The sequence below is a fragment of the Variovorax sp. VaC1 genome (assembly GCF_043658315.1).
In the GTDB taxonomy this organism is placed as follows: Bacteria; Pseudomonadota; Gammaproteobacteria; order Burkholderiales; family Burkholderiaceae_C; genus Variovorax.
The window spans coordinates 197,512-222,017 of record NZ_JBIGLT010000004.1 but is presented as its reverse complement, the minus strand read 5'-3'; the positions used below and the strand labels follow the sequence as shown (position 1 = coordinate 222,017).

The following is a 24,506-nucleotide window of genomic DNA, read 5'->3' as shown; positions in this document are numbered from 1 at the left end:
TTCAAAGGTGGCGTACGGCCATGAGCGCCAGCCAACCGGCGACAAAGGCAATCTGCAGTCCTCCGAAGCGCCACACCACCGCCATGGTGACGACCACGGGCAAGAGCAAGGTGGGCGCGATGCAGATCTGGATCAACAGATAAGCCGCCATCAGGCTGGGGCCGGCGTTCGACAAGGCAATCTCGGCCGCAGGCCAACGCGAAAGCCACTGGGCGGCGCCCAGGCCCGACAGGCGGATGGCAATCGTGACCAGGGCCATGACGAGGATGGCGTTCATGCCCGACTCTTCCTCCTGTTGATCCACAGCGTGGCCGCCATGCCGGCCAGGGCCGCCACCAGCACCGCCGCGGCTTGCTGGTCGGTTCGCCACCAGCAGGCCCAACCGGCCACCGCGCCGATGGCGACCGGCGTCAGTTGGTGAGGGTTCTTTCGAAGGCCGATGGGCAGCAGCAGCGCCATCGAGAGCGGAACCAGTGCATCCATGCCGAAGCGATACAGCATCTGCTGCGTGAAGATGGCGCCGAACTGGAATCCGGCGATGCAGCCAGCCGTCCACGCCAGGGTCAGCGCAGAGGCATTTCCCAGAACAAAGTTGGCGTTGATCGGGCCGCGCTGGGCGGCAATGTGACATGCGGTCCAGCTGCTGTCGGTGACCATGGCTGCCGCCAGCCACACGCGCCACTTGCTGGAATTCTTCAGGTAAGGCCAGAGCGAGGCCGTAAAAATAAGATGCTTGGCATTGAGCCCGACGGTCAATGCAATCAGTGCGCCAATGTGCGCGGAATTATTGAATTCAAGCGCGGCCAATTGGGCAGTGGCCGCATTGACGCTCAGCGCAGCAAAAACCAATTCAGCCAAAGACCAATCGGCATTCTTGCTGGCGACGCCGACAATCAGGCCAAATACCAATACCTTGGGAATGAAAGGCAGCGCCGCAATCCAGCCATGCGAAACTCCCATGGAGGCGGACAGGGATTTTTGCATCAAAACCCTTGTGTTCGGCTTATATCCAGAACAGGAGTTTTTCAGGGGTCGTTCCGAAAAACCCGGACAAGGTCAGCCGATCTCCGTCGCTTGGCAATACCTCGTGTGCCTGCGTGGTGCGGAAGATGATCAAATCTCCAACGCGGGGAGCGACTTCGAAATGCTCGCTTTCTTCATCGACAAGCGCAGGGTCTTGCTCTTTATAAATGCGCGTCTGCCCTCCGGACTTGGGTGTCTTGAGATAAATGTTCCACGCAAACTGCTCTTTGATTTGCGGCGCAAATGAAAGCCCGGTGTCTTCGCCCGGCATCCAGTCCCGATGAATCGGTGCTTCAGGCAAGACGCGCACCGTGAAGTTCATCATGCGGCTGCCCTGGTGCTCGGCCACGCCGTGGCCCAGGGAGAACATCTTCGATGCCACCTCTTGGACACGCGGGAAGAAATTGACGAGACCGAGAATGCGCTGGTCGAATATTTCTTCAAAAATTCGTGTCCGGCGAAAATATTCGTCTTGATCCGATTTGAATCGGAAGAAATTGGGGCCGAGCTTTCCTTTGCGGACGACACCGCCCGCCTTGTCGTCGCCCTCGTAATATTCGATGCCAATTTCTGAAATGGCATGCAATATCAGGTCAATTTGGTATTCGTGTAGAAAATTCTCGAATCGCAGACCTGCGCGGTCTCCGGTTGAAAATTTCTTTATCGCCGAGAGGTTCGGCGTTGTGCGGTTGATATCCTCAACCACCCAGCTGTTCAACTCTGCCATCATTTCCTCTTGGATTGTGAAGAGGATAATGGCGTCAAGTTAGGGTTTTCGTGGTATCCAGAGATACAGGAAGTCAACTATTTTTGTAATGCAAACGGCGTAGCGCAGAAGCATCGTGGATGATCACCTGCTTTGCGCGCGTCTCAATGACGCCTTCTTTCGACAGCAGGTTCAGCGTTCTTGTCACGGTGACCCGGCTCAATGCGGTCATTGCAGCAATTTTCTCGTGCGTGAGATCGACCTGAAAATTCCCCGATTCCTGCATCGAAGGAAATTCACTGTTCGATTGCAATCGCGCAATACGCAAAAGCAAATCGACCACCCGCTCTTTGGGCGCTGCCGATGCAACGCCTGCCAGCTTTTCAACAATCATGTGATTCTTGAAGCCGAGGAGTTGAATGAGCGAGGCCGCAAGCTCGGGCATGGTGGAAAATTTTCGGGTGATATCCGCCGGGAGATAGCGGCTGAGGACCGCAGGCGCCACCACCCGCGTCGTGGTCGGGCGGGGCCTGTTGGCGAATGCCGGGCCTTCGCCAAAAATCGCGCCCGGCCCGAATATCTCGAGCAGAAATTCGGCGCCATTGCTTCGCTGGATCGTCGAGTGAACGAATCCGGAGCGAAGAAGATAAAAATAACTGTGCCGCTCCCCTTCTCGGGCCAGCACGTCTCCGGCCGCCAAGCTGACGACGTTGCCCAGATGCGTGGCTTCGATCCATGGGGTCGAGAGCGCCAGCGAGGCGTCCCAACTGGCATAGGCCGAGGATTCGGAATTTATTCTTTTCATTCAGAAGATTGCTTCTGTATCGATTGCTGATGCGTCGGCACCGATCCAGTCGGCGTCCGGCCCCTCGCTCCTTGCGCCTGGCGCAAACCAGTCAGGCCCATTCGAGCCCTTCGGGTCGCAGCCATGGCGCTACCGGAGGGTAGCGTGGCGTCAGCTTCGCCGGGCGAGCAACGACCCTGTGCGCGGCAAGGTCGCTGCGTGCCAAGACTCGCTAGGCCGTCGTTTCGTCGAGCGTATCGTCCGCCGTGAGGTGGGCGGTATCGCTCCAGCCGACAAGGCTGAAGCCTTCGGGCGTCCACAGCATGCGGTTGATGGCCGCGTTGCCCAGCTGCCACGTGCGCGGCGCCTGCAGGGCCTGACGGGTGGCGGCGCGGTACAGCACGTCCATCACGCCGCCGTGCGCGACCAGCGTGACCAGTTCACCCGGATGGCGCGCAGCCAGCTCCGACGCCACGGTGGTGATGCGGTCGCGAAAGGTCAGCAGGCTCTCGCCGCCGACCGGCTCGAACTCGGGATCGCGTTCGCGCCAGCGCTTGGCGTCCACCGGCCGCTGGGCCTCGATCTCGGCGAAGCTCATGCCCTCCAGGTGGCCGAAGGCGCGTTCGCGCAGGCGGGGCTCGGGCTGCACCGTCAGGCCGTGCGGCTTGGCGATGGCCTCGGCGGTCTGCCAGGCGCGCGAAAGGTCGCTGGCGTAGATGACGCGGATCGGCTCGTCGGCCAGCGCCTGGCCGGTGCGCTCGGCCTGCCACAGGCCGGTGGGGTTGAGGCCGATGTCGAGCTGCCCCTGGATGCGCGTGTCGACGTTCCAGGCGGTTTCGCCGTGGCGCACGGCGATCAAACGGGTGATTTCTTCCATCCGCCGGGATTTTAAAAGCGGGCTGCTTGGCTTATTTCTTCGCGGTCGGCGACGACAGGTCGATATTCACCCGGCGCTCGCCCGGTGGCGGATTGGGGAAGCCCTGCAGGGCGGCCTGGAACATCACCGGCAGGATGGCCGCGCTCGAGTTGTACGGGCCGTCGTTGCGGGCGCGCGTCTCATAGACCACGCGGTTGGAGCCCGTCTCGCGCAGCACGATGCTGACTTCGCGTTCGTACCAGGGGTTGGCCGCCGGCGGCATGAACACCGGGCTGCCGTACCACCCGCCGCCATACCAGCGGCGGCCGTAGTAGCCATAGCCGCCGTAGCCATAGCCCCAGGGGCCGTCGTAGAGCCACGGGTCGGCCCAGGGCGAGAGGCCGGCCGTCACGCGGGCGCCGATCTGCGCGCTGTACTGCGGCTTGGCGTCGTCGCGGCGCAGGCCGACTTTTTCGAGTGCGGCGGCAGCCATGGCTTCGAGTGAATCCTGCCGGGCGGTGTCCGCCTGCTGCGAGGGCAGCCGCTCGAAGCGGTAGGTGGCGCCGGGCGCCACGGTGCCGAGCGAAGAGAAGCTCTTCACGTCACTATCGACCACCCAGGAGGTGGCGCAGCCGCTGAGGGTCGCGACTGCTACTAAAAGAAGAGCGGGGAACGCACGTTTCATAAAGGGTCTCCGGGCATTGATGCCCAAAATTCCCCTGGGTTGCCCGGATCAGCCCTGGACGATGCGCAGGGCCGAGGGTGCCTGGGAGAGCAGATCGAAAGAGGGTGTGTCGAAAGCCTTGTCGCCTTCGTCGTCGGCCACGCCGGTCGCCTTCAGACCCTTGAAATCGTGCCGCGTTCCATCGAGCAGGTGCGAAGGCACCACGTTCTGCAGCGCGGTGAACATGTTCTCGACGCGGCCGGGGTACTTCTTGTCCCACTCGCGCAGCATCTCGCCGACCTGCTTGCGTTGCAGGTTCTCCTGGCTGCCGCAGAGCGTGCACGGAATGATCGGGAATTCGCGGTGCTGCGCCCAGCGCACCGTGTCCTTTTCGGCCACGTAGGCCAGCGGGCGGATCACGATGTGCTTGCCGTCGTCGCTCACCAGCTTGGGCGGCATGCTCTTCAGCTTGCCGGCGAAGAACATGTTGAGGAAGAAGGTCTGCAGCATGTCGTCGCGGTGGTGGCCCAGCGCGACCTTGGTGGCGCCCAGCTCGTCGGCCACGCGGTACAGGATGCCGCGGCGCAGCCGGCTGCAGAGGCCGCAGGTCGTCTTGCCCTCGGGAATCACGCGCTTGACGATGCTGTAGGTGTCTTGGTTCTCGATGTGGAAGTCCACCCCCAGGTCGCTCAGGTACTTGGGCAGCACCTCTTCGGGAAAGCCGGGCTGCTTCTGGTCGAGGTTGACTGCGACGATGTCGAAGTGAATGGGCGCGCGGGCCTTCAGCTTGAGCAGGATGTCGAGCAGCGCGTAGCTGTCCTTGCCGCCCGAGACGCACACCATGACCTTGTCGCCCTCTTCGATCATGTTGTAGTCGACGATTGCACGGCCGACCTCGCGGCACAGGCGCTTTTCGAGCTTGTGCGTCTCGCGTTCGATCTTCAGCGAGTTGGTGACGGTCGCGGCGGCTTCGGGCGCCTCGTCGATCCAGACGGCGTTCATTGGTGGGCTACTTCAGGCAAATCGGGGGAAAGGGCCCCGATTTTGCCTTGGATCACCATTCCCCGGCTTCCATGCGGATAGCCACTTCGCAGTCGTCGAAGATTTCGAGCTTGGCGATCTTCACGCGCACGCCCAGCACGCCGGGCAGTTGCAGCAGGCGCTGCACCAGCTTGCCGATCAGGCTTTCGAGCAGGTTCACGTGCTCGGCGGTGCACTCGTCGATGATGATGAGCCGCACCTTGCCGTAGTCGAGCACGTGGAAGATGTCGTCGTCCTTCGGCAGCAGCGGCTGCTCGCCGAGGTTGAGTTCGGCATCGACCTGGATCGGCTGCGGCGCGACCTTCTCGTGGTCGAGGATGCCGAGGTTCGCGTCGAAGCGCAGGCCCAGCAGGGTGAGTGTCTGGCGGCCGTGGGTGTGGGGAGTGGTAGGCATGGTGGTGGAGCTCACATGAGCGAGAAATCGCGCTCGAATTTCATCAGGTGCTGGCCGCCGTCCACCAGCAGCGTGGTGCCGGTGATCGAGCGGTTCTCCAGCGCGAACTTCACCGTGGCGACCACGTCGGCCGGGGTGGAAGAGCGGCCCAGCGGCGACAGCTTGTGCAGCTGGGCGAACTTGTCGTCGTCCAGCATGTGGCTGGCCAGCGTGAGGCCCGGCGCCACGCCCACCACGCGCACATGCGGCGCCAGCGCCAGCGCCAGCATCGGCGTGGCGGCTTCCAGCGCGGCCTTGGACAGCGTGTAGCTCAGGAAATCGGGGTTCGGGTTCCACAGCTTCTGGTCGAGCAGATGGACCACCGCGCCCTGTGCGTCGCGTGCCGCGAGGTGGTCGCGCAGCGCCTGCGCCAGCAGGATGGCCGCGCCGGTGTTGCTGCGCGCATGGCGCTCCATGAGCGCGTAGCTGAAGCTCGCGGCCTCGTCGTGTTCGAACAGTGCGGCGCTGTGGACCACGGCATCGACGGTGCGAAAGCGGGCGACCACGCGGGGCAGCAGCGCGCGCGTGGCCTGTTCGTCTTCGAGGTCGGCCACGAACAGGGCCGAGTCGCCCGAGAGCGCGGCGCAGTCGGCCACCGTTTGCTGGGCATCCGCCAGTGAGCTGCGGTAGTGCACCGCCACCTGCCAGCCGCCCGCGGCGAGTGCCAATGCGATCTCGCGACCCAGCCGTCGGCCAGCGCCGGTGACGAGAACGGTACGGCGGGTCGGGGTGGGGGAAGCGGCGCTCATGCGGGGAGAGGGAGAATCGGGGGTGTGACGACAAAGACGCCAAACAGTTTACCCATCGCCCTCGACCACCTCATCGCCCGCGCCGTCGAACGCGCCGGCGGCTGGATCGGGTTCGACCGCTTCATGGCGCTCGCCCTGTATGCGCCCGGCCTCGGCTACTACGCCAACACTTCCGCCAAGTTCGGCCACATGCCGTCATCGGGCAGCGACTTCGTGACGGCACCGGAGCTGACGCCGATGTTCGGCCAGACGCTCGCGGCCCAGGTGGCCGAGGCGCTGGAGAAAACCGGCACCGACACCGTCTGGGAGTTCGGCGCGGGCTCCGGCGCGCTGGCGGTGCAGTTGCTGCATGCGCTCGACGAAATGGGGCGCACCGATGTGCGCTATCGCATCGTCGATTTGTCGGGCACCTTGCGTGAGCGGCAGCAGCAGGCGCTGGTGCGCTATGCGGACCGGGTCGAATGGCTGGGCGAGCTGCCCGAATCGATGCAGGGCGTGGTCGTTGGCAACGAGGTGCTCGATGCGATGCCGGTGCAACTGCTGGCGCGCGTGGCGGGGCAGTGGTTCGAGCGCGGCGTGGTGCGCAATGCGCAGGGCGACGGCTGGACCTGGGCCGATCGCGCAACCGACCTGCGTCCGCCGGTCGACGTGCCCGGCGAACACGACTACCTGACCGAAATCCATCCGCAGGCCCAGGCGTTCATCGCGACGCTGGCGGACCGGCTCGACAAGGGCGCGGCTTTTCTCATCGACTACGGTTTTCCCGAGAGCGAGTACTACCACCCGCAGCGCCACATGGGCACGGTGATGTGCCACCGCGCACACCAGGCCGACGGCGATCCGCTGGCCGACGTGGGCTACAAGGACATCACGGCGCATGTGGACTTCACCGGCATTGCGCTGGCGGGCCAGAACGCGGGGTTGGAAGTGCTGGGCTACACGAGCCAGGCGCGGTTTCTGCTGAACTGCGGGCTGCTGGCGAAGATGGAGCAGGGCACTACCGCTGAACGGGCGATGGCGGCGCGGCTCATCCATGAGCATGAGATGGGGGAGCTGTTCAAGGTGGTGGGGTTTGCTGTTGGCGAGGCTTGGGATGCGATGGGGTTTGCTGAGGGGGATCGCAGTCATACGCTGTGATTTGCCTGCCTGCCTGCCTGCCTGCTATATCGCTGCTTTTTTTGAGTTCCGAGGCCGGGTCTCGCCCCGGCGGGCGACTCACTTTCTTTTGCTTCGCCAAAAGAAAGTAAGCAAAGAAAAGGCGACCCCGCTGTCTGCGACCCCTTCGCTGCGCTACGGGGCAACCTGCGGTGCTCGCGTTTCGCGGGGTCTCGCAGAACTCGCTTCGCTCAAACAGCTGCGAGCCCTGATCCGCGAAACACTCCGCTCCTCGGCGCAGCCAGAGGGGCTTCGATACCGCACGGGCCTTCGCTGCGCTCGGCATCGCAGTTGCCAACAGCCGGTGGGGGTGGTGGCGTTGTTGCTCTGGCCTCGACCTCGACCTCGGCATCGGCATCGGCATCGGCATCGGCATCGGCCGTGGATAGATCCACGGCGACAGCTATAGCCAAGGCCAAGGCCAAGCATGGCTAAAGCCATCGGCTCGTCCATCGTCACATCCATCCCAAGGCACCGCAGACGCGAAGCGTCATCGGTGCCTTGGTGGCCGAGCGAAGCAAAGGCCCGAGTGGTATCCACGCCCCTCTGGCTGCGCCGAGGAGCGGAGCGTTTCGCGGATCAGGGCTCGCCCTTGTTTGAGCGAAGCGAGTTTGGGCGAGACCCCGCGAAACGTGAGCACCGCAGGTTGCCCGTAGCGAAGCGGAGGGTCGCAGACAGCGGGGTCGCCTTTCTTTTGCCTACGTTTCTTTGGCGAAGCAAAGAAAAGTAGGTCGCCCGCCGGGGCGAGACCCGGCCTCTGTCCTTCGCAAGAAGCGCAAAGCCCCAGCCTCCGCCATCCGCAAAAAAACGGCCCCCGCCCTCCGCAAGAAGCACAAGGCCCCAGCCCAAAAAGCAAGGCATAAGCTAGCAACGAAGAGTTCGTTGAGAAACCACCCCTCACGCCCTACATTCGCGGCATGACCGCCGTCTCTCCCCACGCCCAAGCCCCCCAAGCCGCAGCGCAGCATTTCGAAGTCCGCCCCTTCGACGCCCCCGTCGGCGCAGAAATCATCGGCCTCGACATCTCGAAGCCGATCAACCCCGAAGACTTCGCGCGCATCCACCGCGCGCACCTCGATCACCACGTGGTCGTGTTCCGCAATCAGCAGATCACCCCCGCCGAGCACATCGAATTCAGCCGCCGCTTCGGCCCGCTAGAGATCCATGTGCTGCACCAGTTCCAGCTCAAGAACCACCCCGAAATTCTGATCGTCTCCAACATCAAGGAGAACGGCGAGCCCATTGGCCTGGGCGATGCGGGCGTCTACTGGCATTCCGACATTTCGTACAAGCCCAACCCCAGCCTCGGCTCGCTGCTGCATGCGCAGGAACTGCCGAGCGAAGGCGGCGACACGCTCTTCGCCGACCAGCACCTCGCGTGGGAATCATTGCCGGCCGACCTGCAGCAGCGCATCCTGCCGCTCAAGGCCGAGCACAGCTACCTCGCCAAGTACGAAGAGCTGCGCGCCAAGAACCCGTGGCGGCCGAAGCTCTCGCAGGCGCAGATCGACCAGGTCGCGCCCGCCGTGCAGCCGGTGGTGCGCACGCACCCCGAAACGGGCCGCAAGGCGTTGTTCGTCAGCGAGCATTTCACGACACGCATCGTCGGTCTGCCGCAGGACGAAAGCGATGCGCTGCTGGCAGAGCTGTTCGCGCACAGCGTCAAGCCCGAGTTCGTGTATCGCCACACGTGGGCGCCGCACGACCTCGTGTTCTGGGACAACCGCTCGCTGATGCATCTGGCGGCCGGCACGTCAGACCACCTGCGCCGCCGCCTCAACCGCACCACCATCGTCGGCGACACGCCTTTCTGATTCCTTCTTCTTCTCTTCTCTCCGGATCGATTTCAATGAACCGCTTCACCCGCAGGGCCGCCGCGCTCGTCACCGGCCTTGGCCTTCTCGCCGGCAGCCTGTCTGCCAGCCTGGCGCACGCCGAAGGACAGATCCGCATCGCCGAGCAGTTCGGCATCGTCTACCTGTTGCTCAACGTCGCGCAAGACCAGAAGCTGATCGAGAAGCACGCGAAGGCGGCGGGCGTCGATGCCAAGGTCGAATGGGTCAAGCTGTCGGGGGGGTCGGCCGTCAACGACGCGCTGCTCTCCGGCAACATCGAGATCGCGGGTGCCGGCGTGGGCCCGCTGCTCACGCTGTGGGACCGCACCAAGGGCAAGCAGAACGTGAAGGGCGTGGCGTCGCTGGGCAACTTTCCGTACTACCTGGTGAGCAACAACCCGAACGTGAAGACCATTGCGGACTTCACCGACAAGGACCGCATCGCGCTGCCCGCCGTGGGCGTGTCGGTGCAGTCGCGCGTGCTGCAATTCGCCTCGGCCAAGCTGTGGGGTGACAAGGAGTTCAACCGGCTCGACAAGATCAGCGTGGCGGTGCCGCATCCCGATGCGGCCGCGGCCATCATCAAGGGCGGCACCGAGATCACGGGGCACTTCGGCAATCCGCCGTTCCAGGAGCAGGAACTGGCTGGCAATCCGAACGCGCGCATCGTGCTCAATTCGTACCAGGTACTGGGCGGGCCGTCGTCGGCGACGGTGCTCTACGCCACCGAGAAATTCCGCAACGAGAACCCGAAGACGTACAAGGCATTCGTCGATGCGCTCGACGAGGCGGCGAAGTTCGTCACGGCCAACCCCGAGAAGGCGGCAGACATCTACCTGAAGGTGAGCAACGCGAAGCTCGACCGCGAGCTGCTGCTGAAGATCATCAAGAACCCCGAGGTGCAGTTCAAGACCACGCCGCAGAACACTTATCCGCTGGCGGAGTTCATGCACCGGGTGGGGGCGATCAAGAACAAGCCGGGTTCGGTGAAGGATTATTTCTTCGACGATGCGCAGAACGCTTCGGGGAACTGATGAGCACGGCGAAGGTGCGTTCGGGGTTTGACCCCTTCCCCCTTTGGGGGAAGGTCGGGATGGGGGCAGGCAGAGCGGTGGCCAAGCAGGCGCCGTCTGCCCCCACCCCAGCCCTCCCCCAGCGGGGGAGGGAGAAGGACGCCAACGCACCACTGCTGCAAGTGGATGGCGTCAGCCTCGAATACCGCACCCCCGAGCGCGTCGTCCGTGCCACGCACCGCGTGAGCTTCGACGTTCATGCCGCCGACCGCTTCGTGCTGCTCGGTCCCTCGGGCTGCGGCAAGTCCACGCTGCTGAAGGCGGTCGGTGGCTTCATCCCGCCGGTCGAAGGCGAGATCCGCCTCGACGGCCAGCGCGTGACGCAGCCTGGGCCCGACCGCATCGTCGTGTTCCAGGAGTTCGACCAGTTGCCGCCATGGAAGACGGTCAAGCAGAACGTGATGTTTCCGCTGCTCGCGTCGCGCACGCTCGGCAAGAAGGAGGCGGCCGAACGCGCGCTGCATTACCTGGACAAGGTGGGCCTCTCGAAGTTCGCCGACGTGCATCCGCACCAGCTCTCGGGTGGCATGAAGCAGCGTGTGGCAATTGCGCGCGCGTTGGCGATGCAGCCGCGCGTGCTGCTGATGGACGAGCCCTTCGCCGCGCTCGATGCGCTCACGCGCCGCAAGATGCAGCAGGAGCTGCTCGAGCTGTGGGACGAGGTGCGCTTCACGCTGCTCTTCGTCACGCATTCGATCGAAGAGGCGCTGGTGGTGGGCAATCGCATCGCGTTGCTGTCGCCGCATCCGGGGCGGATGCGGGCCGAGATCAACAGCCATGGGTTTTCGCTGGCGAGCCTGGGGGGCGCCGAATTCCAAAGCACCGCGCAGCGTATTCACGACATGCTGTTCGAAGAAGAGCCTGAAGTGGCCGTTGCGCCATGAGCCCGGCCTTTCTCCCTCCCCTTCCGGGGGAGGGTTGGGGTGGGGGCTCGCGGCGCATCCATCGGGCGCTCTGCCTGCCCCCATCCCAACCTTCCCCCAGAGGGGGAAGGAGCAACACACCATGAGCACTCTCACACCGCCCATTCGCCCCGAGTACGAGCGCACGCTCCAACCGTTCACCGAACTCCCCGTCGAACGCACGTTGCCGCTCGGCACGCGCATCTGGTCCCAGGCCTGGCTGCGCAAGGGCCTGATCCTCGTCGTCATCGCCGTGCTGTGGGAGCTCGCCGCACGCTGGCAAGACAACGACCTGCTGCTGCCCACCTTCACCGCCACGGCACGCGCGCTGATCGAAGGGTTGGCCAGTGGCGAGCTGGTCGAGAAGGTGCGCATCTCGCTGGCCGTGCTGCTGCAGGGCTACCTTGCCGGGGTGCTGCTGGCCTTTGCGCTGACCACGCTCGCGGTGTCGACGCAGATCGGCCGTGACCTGCTGGACACGCTGACGTCGATGTTCAACCCGCTGCCCGCCATCGCACTGCTGCCGCTTGCGCTGCTGTGGTTCGGGCTGGGGCGCGGCAGCCTGGTGTTCGTGCTGATCCACTCGGTGCTGTGGCCGCTGGCGCTCAACACCTACGCCGGCTTCCAGGGCGTGCCCGAGACGCTGCGCATGGCGGGGCGCAACTACGGGCTGAAGGGCTTGCGCTACGTGTTGCAGATCCTGGTGCCGGCTGCGCTGCCGTCGATTCTCTCGGGGCTGAAGATCGGCTGGGCCTTTGCCTGGCGCACGCTGATCGCGGCCGAGCTGGTGTTCGGTGCCTCGTCGGGCAAGGGCGGGTTGGGCTGGTACATCTTCCAGAACCGCAACGAGCTTTACACCGACCGCGTGTTCGCGGGGCTCGCGATGGTGGTGCTGATCGGCCTGCTGGTGGAAAGCCTGGGCTTCAAGACGCTGGAGCGGCTCACGGTGCGGCGCTGGGGCCAGCAGCGCTAGGGAGCCGCAAGGGCGGAGAGCGCGCAGTGGCTACGGCCGCTGCCGCCCGGCCCCCGGCCTGCTTCGCGTTCCACGGCAACACATGCCACCGCCAGGGCCACCACCCCTTTCGCGTCGAACCCGCGCCGGCTCGGGTCTAATCGCAGGTTTTGGCACGTGTTTTCCCCTCTCATGAGCTCTTCCACTCCCGACCTCTCGCCGATTGCCCAAGCGCTGGCCGATGCCGCCTCCGCGCAGTCGATGCACTATTTCCGCACGCCGCTCGACATCATCACCAAGGCCGACGAGAGCCCGGTCACGCTGGCCGATCGCGCGGCCGAGACCGCCATGCGCCAGATCCTCGGCGCCCGCGTGCCGGCCGACGGCATCTATGGCGAAGAACACGGCCCCGAGCGGCTCGATGCCGACCGCGTCTGGGTGCTCGATCCGATCGACGGCACCCGCAGCTTCATCACCGGCTCGCCGCTGTGGGGCACGCTGATCGGCGTGCTGCAGGGCGGCCGCGTGGTGCTCGGCATGGTCGACATGCCGGTGCTGAAAGAGCGCTGGATCGGCCAGGCCGGCCAGGGCGCCACGCGCGACGGCCAGCCGGTGCGCGTGAGCAACTGCACCGAAGTGGCCAAGGCCCGCATCGTCACCACCTCGCCCGACATCTTCGCGCCGGCCGACTGGACCGCGTTCGACCGCCTCAGCCGCCAGTGCGCAATGCGCCGTTTCGGCGGCGACTGCTACGGCTACGCCCAGCTCGCGGGCGGCACCATCGACCTGGTGGTCGAGACCGGCCTGCAGCCCTACGACTACCTCGGCCCGGCCGGTTTGATCGAGGCGGCGGGCGGCGTCATCACCGACTGGCAGGGCCAGCCGTTGGGGCTGAAATCCGACGGACGCGTGATCGCGGCCGCAACGCCCGAACTTCACCGACAAGCGATGGCCGTTCTCGCGGCCTAGACTGTCAGCCATGTTCCGCTGGCTGATCGTCGTTGTCCTTGCCCTGGTGCTCATGAGCGGCCTGACCGCCTGGCTGCGCCGCTTCGGCTTCGGACGGCTGCCTGGCGATTTCGAGTTTCGCGCCTTCGGCCGCGACTGGCAGCTGCCCATTGCGAGCACCGTGCTGCTCAGCATGATCGCGGCGCTGGTCGCGCGCCTGCTGTAGCGGCAGCGCCCCAGACCTGAGAGAAGAACCCCCGCAATGAGAGCCTGCGTAGACATCGGCGGCACCAAGGTGGCCGTGAGCCTTTCCGCTTCGAGCGACGCGCCGCTGATCGGCCGCCGCAGCGAGCCGACCGCCAAGACCGGCGACAACGACGCGGTGGCCGTGCAGATCATGCGAATGATCGACGAGGTCTGCGTCGAGCAGGGCATCGATGCCGCCACCATCGACCGCGTGGGCGTGTCGTCCGCGGGGCCCTTCGAGTTGCGCGACGGCATGGTCGAGCTGGCCACGCCCAACATCTGCGGCGGCATCGCCGGCCCGGCGCGCGGCCTGCCCAACACCTGGATGACGGCCCTGATCGAAGCGCCGCTGGCCCGGCGCTTCGGCCGCGTGCGCGTGGAGAACGACGCCGTGGCGGCGCTGGAAGCCGAGCGCCACTGGGGCGCGCTGCAAGGGCTGGACCACTGCGCGTACGTCACCTGGAGCACCGGCGTCGGTGTCGGCCTGTGCGTGGACGGCCGTGCGCTGCGCGGCAAGAACGGCAACGCCGGCCATGCGGGCCACAGCTTTGTGGTCGACGACACCAGCGGTGCGCTGTGCGGCTGCGGCAACCTCGGCGACGTCGAGGCGCTGGTGGCCGGCAACTCGATGGCTCGCCGCTTCGGGCAACCCGCGCCCGACCTGCTCGCGGCCGCGTCCGCCGGCGAGCCGCATGCGCTGGAGATCGTCGATGCGCTGTGCCGCGTGATGGGGCGCATGCTCTACAACCTGATCATCACGCTCGATTTGCAGCGCATCAGCCTCGGCGGCAGCGTGTTCTGGCACCACCGCGACTTTCTGCTGCCGCGGCTGCAGGCGCAGATCGACGGCAAGCTGCCACCGCTCACGCGCGGCGTGCAGCTGGTGCCCGCGGGCCTTGGCGAGAAGGTCGGCGACTACGCAGCCCTGGCGCTGCTCGACTGAACGACAGACAGGCGCCACAGACACTGGCAGGCCCACCATGAGCGTGTCTCCCCGCCGCAAGCCGTTGGCCTACCTGCTGCTGGTGGTGGGCGGTTTTCTGGGGGCGCATCGTTTTTACTTGGGGCGCTACCGCAGCGGCGCGGCGCAGTTACTGCTGTTGCTCGTGGGCACGATGAGCAGCCTGCTGGGCGCGAAGCTCTGCCTGGGCGTCCTGCTGCTGTGGCTGCTGGCCGATATCTACTGGGTGCACCGGCAGTCTCTTGATGTGCCGCAGGACGTGGAGGAGGCGAAAGACCTGGGCCACCCCGTCCCGAAGCACGTCACTGCAATACCGCAGTCCGAGTCCGCGCAGCGGGCCGTGAGCCATCAGCCCGCGACACCCGCGGCGCAACTCAAGAACCAGGAGCTGCGCTACATGGCCGCCTTCCGCCAGGGCGACCTGCAACGCGCCGAGGCGTTGTGTGCCGAAGCGGTCGAACTGGCCCGCCGGCTGGGCGGCGGCCCTGGCGAAGCGGTGGTGTCGCACCTCGTGAACCTGGCCGAGATCCGCCGCCAGATGCAGCGCCACGACAGGGCCATCGCGGCGCTGGACGAGTGCATGAAGATGATTGGCCAGCTGCGCCTTCCCGACAGCTGGCGGCTGCGCCCGACCAACACCCTGGCGCTGGTCTACGCCGCGACCGGCAGGCCCGACGAGGCCGAGGCCCTGTACAAGAAAACCATCGCCCTCGCGATCACCGAGGCGAAGGGCGGCTCGACCGACGCGGTGGTTCGCGCGCTCAACAACCTCGCGTTTCTGCATGCCACCACGGGGCAGCCGGAGAAGGCCGAGCTTTGCTATGCCCGGGCGATGACTCACCTGGACAAGCTCGCCGCGGCCAGTGGCAGCGGCGAAGCCGGGAGCGAAGGCGACGCCGAGCTTTACTCGAACATGCTGAACAACTTCGCGGATCTGCTGGCCGCGCGGCGCGACTTCGCCAAGGCCAGGCCCTTGTACGAGCGCTCTCTCGCCATCCAGGAGCGCAGCTGCAGGGGTATCTCGACCGTGGCCGCCAACGCGCACAACGACCTCGGCCTGATCGCGCAGGAGCTGGGCGACCTGCGCCTGGCACTGGTGCATTTCAAGCGCACGCTGCTGCTCAACCAGATCTGCGCGCCGGACCATTTCAAGAACATCGCCAACGCACAGCGCAACGTCGATGGGGTCAGCGCCACGCTGGACGCCATGGCGCATGCCGCGCGCGTGGAGCGCAACGCATGAGCATCGGCGCCGCCTTCTTCGCCATCGACCGCTACCGGCTGCGCGGGCTGGTGATCGATCCCGCCAGCGTCTCGGGCTTTCTGCGCACGCCGGCCGATGAAGAGGGGCCGCATGCCCGCCAGACCGTGGAGCAGGCGTGGGACGTGATGCGCACCCTGCTGCCCGCCGCCGTGGACGGCGAGTTTCTCGAAGGCACCGACGGCATGGGTTGCGTGTATCTCACGGCCAGCCATGTGGAGCGAAGCGCCGAGCGCCTCGCGCAGCTCGATGTGCAGGCCGTGGTGCGCGATTTCGCCAGCGACCCCGACAGCTTCTCGAAGCTCTACCGGGCCGCGTTCTGGCAGGAAAACGCCGAGGCGCTTCTGGGCCTTCTGCTCGGCGTGCAGCGCTTCTTTGCCGAGGCTGCCGCGCGCCGCGACGCCGTGGTCTTCCACATCGCGTAGACCGGCGGCGCTCGCGCTATCTGCTTATCGGCTCAGCGGCGTTGAAGGCCGCACCTTCGACACGATCTCGCCCAGCCGCTGCAAGCCCGCATCGACCGCCTTCGAGTACGGCCAGCCGCAGTTGATGCGCAGGTAGTTGTCGAAGCGTCCCGAGTTCGAGAACTGCGCGCCCGGTGCCACCAGCATGTGCTCGCGCAGGGCCGCGTCGAACACGCTGACCGACGACCGCTGCTCGGGCAGTTCCACCCACAGCTGCAGCCCGCCGCGCGGCAGGTTCAGCCGCGTGCCCGCCGGAAAGTACCTGGCGATGGCATCGGCCGTCTGGTCGCGCTGCACGTGCAGGCGCTCGCGCAGGCGGCGCAGGTGGCGGTCGTAGCCGCCGCTGGCGATGAACTCGCCCGCGGCGATCTGCGCCAGCGCCTCGTTGTTGCGCGTCTGCGCGTACTTGAGCATTTCCACCTGCGTGTGCCAGCGCCCCGCGGTGATCCAGCCCAGCCGCAGCCCCGGCGCCAGCACCTTGTGCATCGAGGCGCAATAGATCACGTTGCCCGTGCGGTCCCACGACTTGGCCGCGCGCAGCGGCGCGTCGCTTTCCACCAGGTCGCTGTAGGTGTCGTCCTCGACCAGCGCGATGCCGTGGCTTTCGCACAGGTGCACCAGCCGCTGCTTGTGAGCGTCGGGCATCACGCTGCCGATGGGGTTCTGCAGGTGCGGCACCACCACCACGGCCTTGATGTCGTCGTAGGTGTGGATGGCGAGGTCGAGCGCCTCGAGGGAAATGCCGGTCTGCGGGCTGGTCGGAATCTCCAGCGCGCGCAGTCCCAGGCTTTCGAGCACCTGCAGCAGCCCGTAGAAGGTGGGCGACTCCACGGCCACCGTGTCGCCGGGCTTGGCGATCGCGCGCAGCGCGAGGTTCAGCGCCTCGATGCAGCCGTTGGTGACCAGCACCTCGTCGGGCGCCACCGTCATGCCGACGCGCAGGCTGCGCTGCGCCAGCGCCTCGCGGAACTGTTCGTGGCCCCGTTGCGACGAGGCCGTGGTCAGCAGCTCGGGCCGCTGGCGCAGCGCGCGGGTCATCGAGTTGCGCAGCGCCTCGGCGGGGTACAGCTCGGGCGCGGCGCGGGCGATGGCGAAGTTGAGCTTCACGCCCGTGAGCCGGCCGCGCGCCATGAAGTTGGCCATGCGCGCACGCATGCTGACGAGCTGCGCCGGATCGGGCGGCACGTCGGCCACCGGTTCTTCCATCGGCGCGATCGCCAGGCGCTGCGGCCGGCGCACGAAGTAGCCCGAGCGGTCGCGCGCCTCGACCCAGCCGTCGCTTTCCATGGCGCGGCAGACCTGCAGCGCGGTCGACAGGCTGATGTCGTGCAGCCGCATCAGGCTGCGCAGCGAGGGCAGCTTGTCGCCCTGCTTGAGCGAGCCGGTGTGGATCGCGTCGACGTAGTGCGCAGAGAGCTGGCGGTAGAGCGGTAGCGAGTCCATGGGGTTGATGTTCCCTGCATCGGGCCATCAAAAACAGATGCAGTTGGCCGGGAAAAAGACCATAACAGATGCATTTTCAGCCCGGCTGTTCCGGTCGCAATAGCCATGGCGTGTGCCTGTTTTCGGGGCGCTCGAAATCCTACGATTTGGGCTCGCACCACTGTCAGCCACTCTCTGCAAGGCCCGCCATGATCGCCACCGTCACCCCGGCCCCCGCCACCCTTACCCTGGAACCCGGCCAGTCGCTGCGCACCGCCGTCGATGCCGGCGCCTGGCTGCAGGTGATCGAAGGGCGCGCGCGCCTGCTGTCACCGCCCAGCTGGTTCGGCGAGACCGTGTTCATGTCGGAAACGCTGCTGACCGAAGGCGATGTGCACCGCCTGGAACGCGGCGGCTGGATCGAGGTGTCGGCGCTGCATGCGCCGGTGCAACTGCGGGTCCATGCGCCGTACAAGGCGCACGTGCCCCCGGTGCAAGACCCTGAACTGCGGCCGGTGATGCGGCTTATGCGCCTGCTGACCGGCTGACGGCTCTTCAGGGCGCGGCGGTTCGCCCGAGCGCCATCAGCGCCAGGGCGACCGCGCCGAATGCCGCACCGCCCACGCAGACGGCCGGCCAGCCCCCGGCGACCCACGCCAGGCCCGACAGGCTGGCGCCAGCGGCGGCACCCAGAAAGAAGAGGCCGGTGAAGAGCCCGTTCAGGCGGCCCCGCGCTTCGGGCCGCAGCAGGTTGATGGCGCGGCGGCCCAAGGTCTGGTCCGCGATCACGCCCATGTCGAGGAGCAGGCCGGCCAGGCCCAGCGCGGCCAGCGATGCTTCCGGCCGCCAGAAACCGTCTTCGCCGGCCAGCCAGGCCAACGCAAGAGCCGCGATCACGGCCGCGTGCGCGAGCAGCGTGGCCCGACGCGTCCAGCCACGGTCGCCCGCACGGCCCGCGATGGGCGCGACGATGGCCCCGCCCGCACCGACCAGCGCGAACACCGCGATGCCGGTATTGCCCAGGCCGAAAGGCGGTTGCGACAGGCGCAGCGCAACGGCCGTCCAGAACATGCTGAACGCTGCCATGCACAGCGCCTGCGAAAGCGCGCGCTGGCGCACCACCGGCTCTTGCCGCAGCAGGGTCCACATCGAGAAGATCAGCCGCGGATAGGTCACGGTGCCCGCCGGGCGGCGCAGCGGAATCCGACGTGCGAGCACCAGCGCAAGCACCGCCACGACAAGCGCGAGGCCGCCATAGAACCATCGCCAGCCCGCCACTTCGGCCGTGAGGCTGGCCACAGGGCGCGACAGCAGGATGCCGAGCATCAGCCCGCTCATGACATTGCCGACCACCCGGCCGCGTTGTGCTTCGGGTGTCAGCGCGGCGGCCACCGGCACCAGCATCTGGATCGCGCTCGCAGTCACGCCGGACACGAAGCAGGCCAGCAGAAAGAGCGGCGTGTTCGTGGTCAGGGCCACCGCCGCGAGCGCGGCCACGTCGGTCGCCAGCGTGCCGATGATGAGTACCTTGTTTTCCACCACATCGGTCAACGGCACCAGAAAGAACAGGCCGGCGGCATAGCCCAGCAGCGTCAGCGTGGTGACCAGCCCCGACGTGCCGGGCTGCAGGCCGAGCGAATGGCCGATGGCCGGTATCAGAGACTGCGATGCATAAAGGCTCAGCACCACGATGCCCACGGCCATCGCGAACAGCAGCGTCAATCCGGTGGCCTGGCTGCGCGGCACTTCGCAACTGGCGGCGGCGGTGCGGATCGTGGATGGCATGTCGGTCTTTCGCGAGTGGGGATGGCTGGCATCGTGCCCGCCAGGCCTCGCGGGAAAAAGACATGGGCGCAAACACATTGTTTGCCCCGATGCTCCAATCGGGTGATGAAGCATCTCCCCGAAGTCGCCGTGTTCGTTCGCGTGGCCGAGTGCGGCAGCTTCAGCGCCGCGGCCGAGCTGCTGCAGCTGTCCAGGCCCGCCGTCAGCCAGGCAGTGAGCCGGCTGGAGCAGCACCTTGGCGCGCGGCTGCTGCACCGGAGCACCCGCAAGCTCAGCCTGACCGAAGCCGGTGCGCAGATGCTCGACGCGGCCAGGGCGGGCATCGAGATGATCGCCGCCGCCGAACTGCAGATTTCAGCGTCGCAGGCGCGGCCCAGCGGCCGCCTGCGCATCACCGCGCCCGTGGCGTTCGGCGTGCTGCATGTCGCGCCGTTGCTGGCGGAGTTCGGCCGCCGCTATCCCGACATCGACATCGCCCTGCGCATGAACGACAGCATCGTGGACATGGTGGCGCAGGGCTTCGACGTGGCGATCCGCGTCTCGGACCCGGCCGATTCGAGCCTGGTGTCGCGGCGCCTGGCGCCGGTGCGGCACTTTGCCTATGCCGCGCCGCAGTACCTGGCCAGGCACGGCATTCCCGCCACGCCGCAGGAACTGGCCGGCCACCGCTGCCTGGTCCACAGCAAGAGCCGGCCGGCGCGCGAGTGGCGCTTCGTGGCCGCGGACGGCACGGCCTCGACGGTGGTGGTACCCAAGTGCGTGCAGGCCGACAACAGCCTGGCCTTGCGCGAGGCGGTGGCGGCGGGCGCCGGCATCAGCGTCGGGCCCGACTACCTGCTGGCGGACGACATCCGCTCGGGCCGGCTGGTGCGACTGTTCCCGGGCCTTCGCCTGCACGAGTTCGCGGTCTACGCGCAGTACCCGGCGCGCAAGCACGTGGCGTCGAGCGTGAAGGTCTTCATCGACTTCGTGGCCCGGGAGTTCCGGGACGCACGCCGCTGGCAGGGCGTGGAGTGACCAGCGGCTAGCGCTCGCTCGCCGCTTCGCGCAGCGCGTCGAGGAAGCAGCGCCGCCACCAGTGGATGTCCTGCTCGCGGATGCGCGACAGCAGCTTCTGGTGCCGCTCGCGCCGCTCTTCCAGCGGCATCTGCAGCGCCTGCTGCACGGTCTCGGCCGTGCCGTGCGTGTCGTACGGGTTCACCAGCAGCGCCTCTTTCAGCTGCTCGGCCGCGCCGGCAAAACGCGACAGCACCAGCACGCCGGGGTCGGCCGGGTCCTGCGCCGCGATGTACTCCTTGGCGACCAGGTTCATGCCGTCGCGCAACGGCGTCACCAGCCCCACGGCCGCCGCGCGGCACAGGCCCGGCACGCGCTTGCGGGCCACCATGCGGTGGATGTAGCGCACCGGCATCCAGTCGAGTTCGCCGTAGTCGCCGTTGATGGCGCCGCACAGCGATTCAAGCTCGCGCCGGATGTCGGCGTACGCATCGACCGTCTCGCGCGTGGGCGAGGCGATCTGGATCAGCGTGGCGCTGCGCCGGTTCTCGGGGTAGTGCGCCAGCAGCTCGCGGAACGCGCGCACGCGCTGCGGGATGCCCTTGGAATAGTCGAGCCGGTCGATGCCCAGCAGCAGCCGGCGCTGCGAGTACTCGCGCTTCATGGTCTCGTACATGTCGCGCGATTCCTTCGCATGTGTGAGCGCCGCGAACTCGTCGACGTCGATGCCGATCGGGAAGGCGCTGCAACGCACCGTCTGCCCATAGGCGCGGTACATGTCGTTGCCCAGGTACTCGCCGTGGGCCTCGTTGCGCACGTAGTGCTCGAAGTGCTGCACGTCCTGCTGGGCCTGGAAGCCGATCAGGTCGTACGAGAACAGCGAGCGCATCAGCCATTCGTGCTGCGGAATGGCCGCGATGATGATCTGCGGCGGCAGCGGAATGTGCAGGAAGAAACCGATGCGCTGCCTGCAGCCCATGGCGCGCAGCTCGGCGGCCAGCGGCATCAGGTGGTAGTCGTGGATCCAGATGATGTCGTCGTCTTTCAGCAGCGGCAGCAGCTTGCGCGCGAACAGCTGGTTCACGCGCCGGTAGCCGCCGATGAAGCCGGCGTCGAAATGCGCAAGGTCGAGGCGGTTGTGGAACACCGGCCACAGCACGTCGTTGCTGTAGCCCAGGTAGTAGCTGTCGTGGTCTTCGCGGCTCAGGTCGAGGGTGGCGAGCGTGACCTTGCCGGCCTGCTGCCTGTGCAGCTCGCCTTCGCCCGTCGGGCCGCCTTCGATGATCTGGCCGCTCCAGCCGAACCACAGGCCGCCGCTTTGCTGCAGCGATTCACCCAGCGCGACGGCCAGCCCGCCGGCTGCGGGCTTGCGTGGATCGGCCACGCGGTTGGAAATGACGACGAGCCGGCTCATATGCACGAATCCCATGGCGCGGACAGGCGCACGGCCGCGTTGATGATGCCGACCATCGAATAGGTCTGCGGAAAGTTGCCCCACATCTCGCCGGTGACCGGGTGCGTGTCTTCCGACAGCAGGCCCAGCGGGTTGCGCGCGGCCAGCATGGTCTCGAAGATCTGCCGCGCCTCGGCCTTGCGGCCGATCTTGGCGAGCGCGTCGATGCGCCAGAAGGTGCAGATGTTGAAGGCGGTCTCGGGCTTGCCGAAGTCGTCGGCTGCTTCGTAGCGGCGCATGTAGGGGCCGTCGCAAAGCGACTTTTCCATGGCGTCGACGGTGGAGATGAAGCGCGGGTCTCGTGCATCGATCAGCCCGACCTCGACCATCAGCAGGATGCTCGCGTCGAGCTCGTGGCCGCCGAAGCTTTCGGCGAAGGCCTGGCGTTCTTCGCACCACGACTTGGCCAGGATCTCTTCCTTCATGCGCGAGGCGTGGCCATGCCAGTAGGCCGCGCGATCGGGCAGTTGCAGCGCGCGCGCGATCTTCGAGAGCCGGTCGCAGGCGGCCCAGCTCATCAGCGCCGAGCTGGTGTGCACGCGGGCACGCGTGCGCAGCTCCCACATGCCGGCGTCGGGCGTGCCGTAGACGCGCACCGCCTGTTCGCCAACCGCTTCGAGGTGCGGAAACTCCGCCAGCCCCGCGCGACTCAGGAGGCGGTGGTCATGGAAGGCCTGCGCCGCGCCGAGCACGATGTTGCCGTACACGTCGTGCTGGAAGTGCTCCTGCGCCTGGTTGCCCACGCGCACCGGACCCATGCCCCGGTAGCCGTCGAGCCCTTCGACAAAAGACTCGGGCAACTCGCGTTCTAGCCCGATGCCGTACAGCGGCTGGATGTGCTCGCCATGCGAGCCGATCACCACGTTGGCGAGCCAGCGCAGGTAGTCTTCCATGGTGCCGACTTCGCTCAGCGAATTGAGCGCGCGCACCACGAAGAAGGCATCGCGCAGCCAGCAGTAGCGGTAGTCCCAGTTGCGCTGGCTGCCCGGCGCCTCGGGGATGCTGGTGGTCATGGCGGCCACGATGGCGCCGGTGTCTTCGTACAGCGAAAGCTTGAGCGTGATGGCCGCGCGGATCACCGCGTCCTGGTACTCGAACGGAATCGCGAGTCGCTTGCTCCAGGTGCGCCAGTAGGCGATGGTCTCCTGCTCGAAGCGGCGCGCCGTGTCGGCGATGCCGTCAAGCAGCGTCTCGTCCACGCCGAACATGAAGTTGTACTCGCGCGAGATCACGAAGGGCTGCTCCGCGAGGATGTGCGAGATCGATGCGTCGGTGTTCAGGCGCAGCGTGAGGTCGGGCCCGACGTAGCGGATGTGGTTGCTGCCGCGCGTCACCTCCACAGGTGCCGAGGCGCCCCACTGGAAGCGCGGGTCGAGCGACACGCGGATGCGTGGTGCGCCGGCGATCGGCCGCACGCGGCGCACCATCATCAGCGGGCGGAAGTAGCGCGAGCGGCTGTAGAAGCGCGGCGCGAAGTCGGTGATCTCGATGCCCTGGCCGGCGGTGTCGAAGAGCTGCGTGCGCAGCACGGCGGTGTTCGGCTCGTACCACTGCTTGGCCTCGGCGAAGTCCTCGATGTCGATGCTCCACGCGCCCGCGCCTTCGCCGGGATGCAGCAGCGCGTTGAACACCGGGTCGCCATCGAAGCGCGGCAGGCAGCACCAGACGGCACGGCCGCGCGCATCGATGAGCGCGCTGTAGGCGCAGTTGCCGATCACCCCGACGTTGAGCGACGGCTCGGCCGGCGGCGCAAAGCCGCGCGGTCCGGGGGCTGCGGCGGCCTTCACGTCGACCGGTGCGCGGTCGTCGGGCCCGGCCGCGCCGGCGAGTGCGTTGCCGGCATGCGCTTCGGGGGCCTTCGACAGTGGTTGTTCGCTCATCCAGGGCTCCTCGGGGATTTTTCGGTGGTCGGGGTCGTCGGGGGAATCGGGGGAATCGGGGGCGTTGGGGTGTGAGGTGCAGCCAGCACGTCGCGTGCCTGCACCAGCCATTCGTAAACCGCGCGTGGCGATTCGAGGCGATGCAGCGCCAGGCTGGGCCCGCTGCCGACCTTGATGGCGATACCGCCGCGCGGCTGCACGACGGCGAAGCCGCTCTCGTCGGTGGTGTCGTCGCCCGCGAAGAACGGCGTGCGGCCCGCGAAGGGCGCTTCGTTCATGAAGGCCTCGATGGCGATGCCCTTGTTGACGCCCGCGGGCTTGACCTCGAACACGAACTTGCCATGCATGAGTTCGAGCGCCGGGTGTCCCTGGATGGCGCGCGACATGGCGTCGCGGCACACGGCTTCGAGCTGCGGCGCGAGCCGGTAATGCAGCGCGATGGCGGCGTGCTTGCGCTCGACCAGCAGGCCTTCGTGCACACGCGCCAGTTCGTTGGCGATGTCGAGGATGGGCAGGAGATCGGGCGCACCCTGTTCCTGCATGTGGCCTTCGGCATCGCGGCGCTGCACGCCGTGTTCGCCGGCCGCCGGCAGGCGCAGCGGTGCGAGAAAGCGGTCGATGGCATCGATCTGCCGACCCGACACCACGGCCAGCGCGCCGCCGAGCAGGTCGCGCAGATCGGTGAGCAGGGGGACGAGGGCAGGCGGAATCTCGATGGCCTCTGGCGTGGGCGCGAGCCCCACCAGCGTGCCGTCGAAGTCAAGGAAAAGGGCGGCGTCCCAGCCCGGTGAAGGAGGCAACTGAGCGTTGCCGGAGGAGGACTTTGGCATTGCGAAAAACCTTAACACGGGCTGCGCAGCGCGCGTGTCGGCCAAAGCCGAAGGTCTTTCGCGGCCGGTGCCGCGAGGTGAACGCCG

At 66.8% G+C, this 24,506-nt stretch carries 27 protein-coding genes; 12 read left to right on the top strand and 15 right to left on the bottom strand.

The window, feature by feature from the left end:
- Position 1: 1 nt before the first annotated feature.
- The 9 genes from ACGLHS_RS17910 to ACGLHS_RS17870 form a co-directional block, all read right to left on the bottom strand.
- Positions 2–277, bottom strand: coding sequence for a hypothetical protein (locus ACGLHS_RS17910; protein WP_093245036.1), 276 nt, complete (start codon positions 275–277; stop codon positions 2–4).
- The gene (locus tag ACGLHS_RS17905) at positions 274–984 is read right to left on the bottom strand and encodes an AzlC family ABC transporter permease (protein WP_394481831.1); all 711 of its coding nucleotides are present in this window, start codon (positions 982–984) and stop codon (positions 274–276) included. Before ACGLHS_RS17905 ends, ACGLHS_RS17910 begins: the two co-directional genes overlap by 4 nt.
- Positions 985–1,003: 19 nt before the next feature.
- The gene (locus ACGLHS_RS17900; protein ID WP_394481829.1) at positions 1,004–1,750 is read right to left on the bottom strand and encodes a 2OG-Fe(II) oxygenase; all 747 of its coding nucleotides are present in this window, start codon (positions 1,748–1,750) and stop codon (positions 1,004–1,006) included.
- 73 nt (positions 1,751–1,823) lie between these two features.
- Positions 1,824–2,534, bottom strand: coding sequence for a Crp/Fnr family transcriptional regulator (locus ACGLHS_RS17895; protein WP_093245043.1), 711 nt, complete (start codon positions 2,532–2,534; stop codon positions 1,824–1,826).
- Between the two features lie 211 nt (positions 2,535–2,745).
- Positions 2,746–3,390 (bottom strand): histidine phosphatase family protein, encoded by a 645-nt coding sequence (locus ACGLHS_RS17890; protein WP_394481826.1) that lies wholly within the window; start codon positions 3,388–3,390, stop codon positions 2,746–2,748.
- Positions 3,391–3,421: 31 nt separating this feature from the next.
- The gene (locus ACGLHS_RS17885; RefSeq protein ID WP_394481823.1) at positions 3,422–3,970 is read right to left on the bottom strand and encodes a DUF4136 domain-containing protein; all 549 of its coding nucleotides are present in this window, start codon (positions 3,968–3,970) and stop codon (positions 3,422–3,424) included.
- A 132-nt stretch (positions 3,971–4,102) separates the two neighbouring features.
- Positions 4,103–5,035, bottom strand: a complete 933-nt coding sequence (ttcA, locus tag ACGLHS_RS17880) for a tRNA 2-thiocytidine(32) synthetase TtcA (RefSeq protein ID WP_093245051.1) — start codon at positions 5,033–5,035, stop codon at positions 4,103–4,105.
- Positions 5,036–5,087: 52 nt separating this feature from the next.
- Positions 5,088–5,468: a dihydroneopterin aldolase gene (locus ACGLHS_RS17875; RefSeq protein WP_093245539.1), complete on the bottom strand. Its 381-nt coding sequence runs from the start codon at positions 5,466–5,468 to the stop codon at positions 5,088–5,090.
- 11 nt (positions 5,469–5,479) lie between these two features.
- Positions 5,480–6,256, bottom strand: coding sequence for an SDR family oxidoreductase (locus ACGLHS_RS17870; RefSeq protein ID WP_394481820.1), 777 nt, complete (start codon positions 6,254–6,256; stop codon positions 5,480–5,482).
- A 24-nt stretch (positions 6,257–6,280) separates the two neighbouring features.
- On the opposite strand from ACGLHS_RS17870, the gene ACGLHS_RS17865 reads away from it, so the two are divergent.
- Positions 6,281–7,393, top strand: a complete 1,113-nt coding sequence (locus tag ACGLHS_RS17865) for a class I SAM-dependent methyltransferase (protein ID WP_394481818.1) — start codon at positions 6,281–6,283, stop codon at positions 7,391–7,393.
- A 209-nt stretch (positions 7,394–7,602) separates the two neighbouring features.
- Here ACGLHS_RS17865 and ACGLHS_RS17860 read toward each other — a convergent pair whose 3' ends face one another.
- Complete coding sequence (locus tag ACGLHS_RS17860) at positions 7,603–7,806, bottom strand: hypothetical protein (protein ID WP_394481816.1); 204 nt, start codon at positions 7,804–7,806, stop codon at positions 7,603–7,605.
- A 522-nt stretch (positions 7,807–8,328) separates the two neighbouring features.
- On the opposite strand from ACGLHS_RS17860, the gene ACGLHS_RS17855 reads away from it, so the two are divergent.
- The 9 genes from ACGLHS_RS17855 to ACGLHS_RS17815 all read left to right on the top strand — a co-directional run bounded on the left by ACGLHS_RS17855 (position 8,329) and on the right by ACGLHS_RS17815 (position 16,014).
- Positions 8,329–9,225 carry a TauD/TfdA dioxygenase family protein gene (locus ACGLHS_RS17855; protein ID WP_394481814.1) on the top strand — a complete coding sequence of 299 codons (897 nt, stop codon included), beginning with the start codon at positions 8,329–8,331 and terminating at the stop codon, positions 9,223–9,225.
- Between the two features lie 35 nt (positions 9,226–9,260).
- The gene (locus ACGLHS_RS17850; protein ID WP_394481812.1) at positions 9,261–10,280 is read left to right on the top strand and encodes an ABC transporter substrate-binding protein; all 1,020 of its coding nucleotides are present in this window, start codon (positions 9,261–9,263) and stop codon (positions 10,278–10,280) included.
- A gap of 59 nt (positions 10,281–10,339) precedes the next feature.
- Complete coding sequence (locus ACGLHS_RS17845) at positions 10,340–11,203, top strand: ABC transporter ATP-binding protein (RefSeq protein WP_394481810.1); 864 nt, start codon at positions 10,340–10,342, stop codon at positions 11,201–11,203.
- A gap of 121 nt (positions 11,204–11,324) precedes the next feature.
- Positions 11,325–12,194, top strand: a complete 870-nt coding sequence (locus ACGLHS_RS17840; RefSeq protein WP_394481808.1) for an ABC transporter permease — start codon at positions 11,325–11,327, stop codon at positions 12,192–12,194.
- A 171-nt stretch (positions 12,195–12,365) separates the two neighbouring features.
- Positions 12,366–13,142: a histidinol-phosphatase gene (hisN, locus tag ACGLHS_RS17835; RefSeq protein ID WP_093245069.1), complete on the top strand. Its 777-nt coding sequence runs from the start codon at positions 12,366–12,368 to the stop codon at positions 13,140–13,142.
- Between the two features lie 10 nt (positions 13,143–13,152).
- Entirely contained in the window at positions 13,153–13,347 is a 195-nt protein-coding gene (locus ACGLHS_RS17830; protein WP_093245072.1) for a DUF2905 domain-containing protein, read from the top strand.
- A 36-nt stretch (positions 13,348–13,383) separates the two neighbouring features.
- Entirely contained in the window at positions 13,384–14,310 is a 927-nt protein-coding gene (locus ACGLHS_RS17825; protein ID WP_093245074.1) for an ROK family protein, read from the top strand.
- Between the two features lie 37 nt (positions 14,311–14,347).
- The gene (locus ACGLHS_RS17820) at positions 14,348–15,571 is read left to right on the top strand and encodes a tetratricopeptide repeat protein (protein ID WP_394481804.1); all 1,224 of its coding nucleotides are present in this window, start codon (positions 14,348–14,350) and stop codon (positions 15,569–15,571) included.
- Complete coding sequence (locus tag ACGLHS_RS17815; RefSeq protein WP_394481802.1) at positions 15,568–16,014, top strand: DUF1877 family protein; 447 nt, start codon at positions 15,568–15,570, stop codon at positions 16,012–16,014. Before ACGLHS_RS17820 ends, ACGLHS_RS17815 begins: the two co-directional genes overlap by 4 nt.
- A gap of 24 nt (positions 16,015–16,038) precedes the next feature.
- On the opposite strand, the gene ACGLHS_RS17810 is transcribed toward ACGLHS_RS17815, so the two are convergent.
- Positions 16,039–17,496 carry a PLP-dependent aminotransferase family protein gene (locus tag ACGLHS_RS17810; RefSeq protein ID WP_394481800.1) on the bottom strand — a complete coding sequence of 486 codons (1,458 nt, stop codon included), beginning with the start codon at positions 17,494–17,496 and terminating at the stop codon, positions 16,039–16,041.
- A gap of 188 nt (positions 17,497–17,684) precedes the next feature.
- On the opposite strand from ACGLHS_RS17810, the gene ACGLHS_RS17805 reads away from it, so the two are divergent.
- Positions 17,685–18,023, top strand: a complete 339-nt coding sequence (locus ACGLHS_RS17805; RefSeq protein ID WP_093245085.1) for a hypothetical protein — start codon at positions 17,685–17,687, stop codon at positions 18,021–18,023.
- A 7-nt stretch (positions 18,024–18,030) separates the two neighbouring features.
- On the opposite strand, the gene ACGLHS_RS17800 is transcribed toward ACGLHS_RS17805, so the two are convergent.
- Positions 18,031–19,260, bottom strand: coding sequence for an MFS transporter (locus ACGLHS_RS17800; protein ID WP_394481797.1), 1,230 nt, complete (start codon positions 19,258–19,260; stop codon positions 18,031–18,033).
- Between the two features lie 105 nt (positions 19,261–19,365).
- Here ACGLHS_RS17800 and ACGLHS_RS17795 point away from each other — a divergent pair, with 105 nt between their 5' ends.
- On the top strand, positions 19,366–20,277 hold the full coding sequence (locus ACGLHS_RS17795) for a LysR family transcriptional regulator (protein WP_394481795.1): 912 nt from the start codon (positions 19,366–19,368) through the stop codon (positions 20,275–20,277).
- Positions 20,278–20,284: 7 nt separating this feature from the next.
- On the opposite strand, the gene otsA is transcribed toward ACGLHS_RS17795, so the two are convergent.
- The 3 genes from otsA to otsB are packed head-to-tail and all read right to left on the bottom strand — an operon-like array spanning position 20,285 to position 24,419.
- Positions 20,285–21,670, bottom strand: a complete 1,386-nt coding sequence (gene otsA / locus ACGLHS_RS17790; RefSeq protein WP_093245090.1) for an alpha,alpha-trehalose-phosphate synthase (UDP-forming) — start codon at positions 21,668–21,670, stop codon at positions 20,285–20,287.
- A complete protein-coding gene (locus ACGLHS_RS17785) occupies positions 21,667–23,589 on the bottom strand; it encodes a glycoside hydrolase family 15 protein (protein ID WP_093245092.1) in 1,923 nt (640 codons plus the stop codon). Before ACGLHS_RS17785 ends, otsA begins: the two co-directional genes overlap by 4 nt.
- Complete coding sequence (otsB, locus tag ACGLHS_RS17780; protein ID WP_394481792.1) at positions 23,586–24,419, bottom strand: trehalose-phosphatase; 834 nt, start codon at positions 24,417–24,419, stop codon at positions 23,586–23,588. Before otsB ends, ACGLHS_RS17785 begins: the two co-directional genes overlap by 4 nt.
- Positions 24,420–24,506 lie beyond the last annotated feature (87 nt).

What these genes read in the sequence shown, in the direction of transcription:
- ACGLHS_RS17910 (WP_093245036.1), bottom strand. Translation starts at nt 277, where the DNA reads ATGAACGCCATCCTCGTCATGGCCCTGGTCACGATTGCCATCCGCCTG.
- ACGLHS_RS17905 (WP_394481831.1), bottom strand. Translation starts at nt 984, where the DNA reads ATGCAAAAATCCCTGTCCGCCTCCATGGGAGTTTCGCATGGCTGGATT.
- ACGLHS_RS17900 (WP_394481829.1), bottom strand. Translation starts at nt 1,750, where the DNA reads ATGGCAGAGTTGAACAGCTGGGTGGTTGAGGATATCAACCGCACAACG.
- ACGLHS_RS17895 (WP_093245043.1), bottom strand. Translation starts at nt 2,534, where the DNA reads ATGAAAAGAATAAATTCCGAATCCTCGGCCTATGCCAGTTGGGACGCC.
- ACGLHS_RS17890 (WP_394481826.1), bottom strand. Translation starts at nt 3,390, where the DNA reads ATGGAAGAAATCACCCGTTTGATCGCCGTGCGCCACGGCGAAACCGCC.
- ttcA (WP_093245051.1), bottom strand. Translation starts at nt 5,035, where the DNA reads ATGAACGCCGTCTGGATCGACGAGGCGCCCGAAGCCGCCGCGACCGTC.
- ACGLHS_RS17875 (WP_093245539.1), bottom strand. Translation starts at nt 5,468, where the DNA reads ATGCCTACCACTCCCCACACCCACGGCCGCCAGACACTCACCCTGCTG.
- ACGLHS_RS17870 (WP_394481820.1), bottom strand. Translation starts at nt 6,256, where the DNA reads ATGAGCGCCGCTTCCCCCACCCCGACCCGCCGTACCGTTCTCGTCACC.
- ACGLHS_RS17855 (WP_394481814.1), top strand. Translation starts at nt 8,329, where the DNA reads ATGACCGCCGTCTCTCCCCACGCCCAAGCCCCCCAAGCCGCAGCGCAG.
- ACGLHS_RS17850 (WP_394481812.1), top strand. Translation starts at nt 9,261, where the DNA reads ATGAACCGCTTCACCCGCAGGGCCGCCGCGCTCGTCACCGGCCTTGGC.
- ACGLHS_RS17845 (WP_394481810.1), top strand. Translation starts at nt 10,340, where the DNA reads ATGGGGGCAGGCAGAGCGGTGGCCAAGCAGGCGCCGTCTGCCCCCACC.
- ACGLHS_RS17840 (WP_394481808.1), top strand. Translation starts at nt 11,325, where the DNA reads ATGAGCACTCTCACACCGCCCATTCGCCCCGAGTACGAGCGCACGCTC.
- hisN (WP_093245069.1), top strand. Translation starts at nt 12,366, where the DNA reads ATGAGCTCTTCCACTCCCGACCTCTCGCCGATTGCCCAAGCGCTGGCC.
- ACGLHS_RS17830 (WP_093245072.1), top strand. Translation starts at nt 13,153, where the DNA reads ATGTTCCGCTGGCTGATCGTCGTTGTCCTTGCCCTGGTGCTCATGAGC.
- ACGLHS_RS17825 (WP_093245074.1), top strand. Translation starts at nt 13,384, where the DNA reads ATGAGAGCCTGCGTAGACATCGGCGGCACCAAGGTGGCCGTGAGCCTT.
- ACGLHS_RS17820 (WP_394481804.1), top strand. Translation starts at nt 14,348, where the DNA reads ATGAGCGTGTCTCCCCGCCGCAAGCCGTTGGCCTACCTGCTGCTGGTG.
- ACGLHS_RS17815 (WP_394481802.1), top strand. Translation starts at nt 15,568, where the DNA reads ATGAGCATCGGCGCCGCCTTCTTCGCCATCGACCGCTACCGGCTGCGC.
- ACGLHS_RS17810 (WP_394481800.1), bottom strand. Translation starts at nt 17,496, where the DNA reads ATGGACTCGCTACCGCTCTACCGCCAGCTCTCTGCGCACTACGTCGAC.
- ACGLHS_RS17805 (WP_093245085.1), top strand. Translation starts at nt 17,685, where the DNA reads ATGATCGCCACCGTCACCCCGGCCCCCGCCACCCTTACCCTGGAACCC.
- ACGLHS_RS17800 (WP_394481797.1), bottom strand. Translation starts at nt 19,260, where the DNA reads ATGCCATCCACGATCCGCACCGCCGCCGCCAGTTGCGAAGTGCCGCGC.
- ACGLHS_RS17795 (WP_394481795.1), top strand. Translation starts at nt 19,366, where the DNA reads ATGAAGCATCTCCCCGAAGTCGCCGTGTTCGTTCGCGTGGCCGAGTGC.
- otsA (WP_093245090.1), bottom strand. Translation starts at nt 21,670, where the DNA reads ATGAGCCGGCTCGTCGTCATTTCCAACCGCGTGGCCGATCCACGCAAG.
- ACGLHS_RS17785 (WP_093245092.1), bottom strand. Translation starts at nt 23,589, where the DNA reads ATGAGCGAACAACCACTGTCGAAGGCCCCCGAAGCGCATGCCGGCAAC.
- otsB (WP_394481792.1), bottom strand. Translation starts at nt 24,419, where the DNA reads ATGCCAAAGTCCTCCTCCGGCAACGCTCAGTTGCCTCCTTCACCGGGC.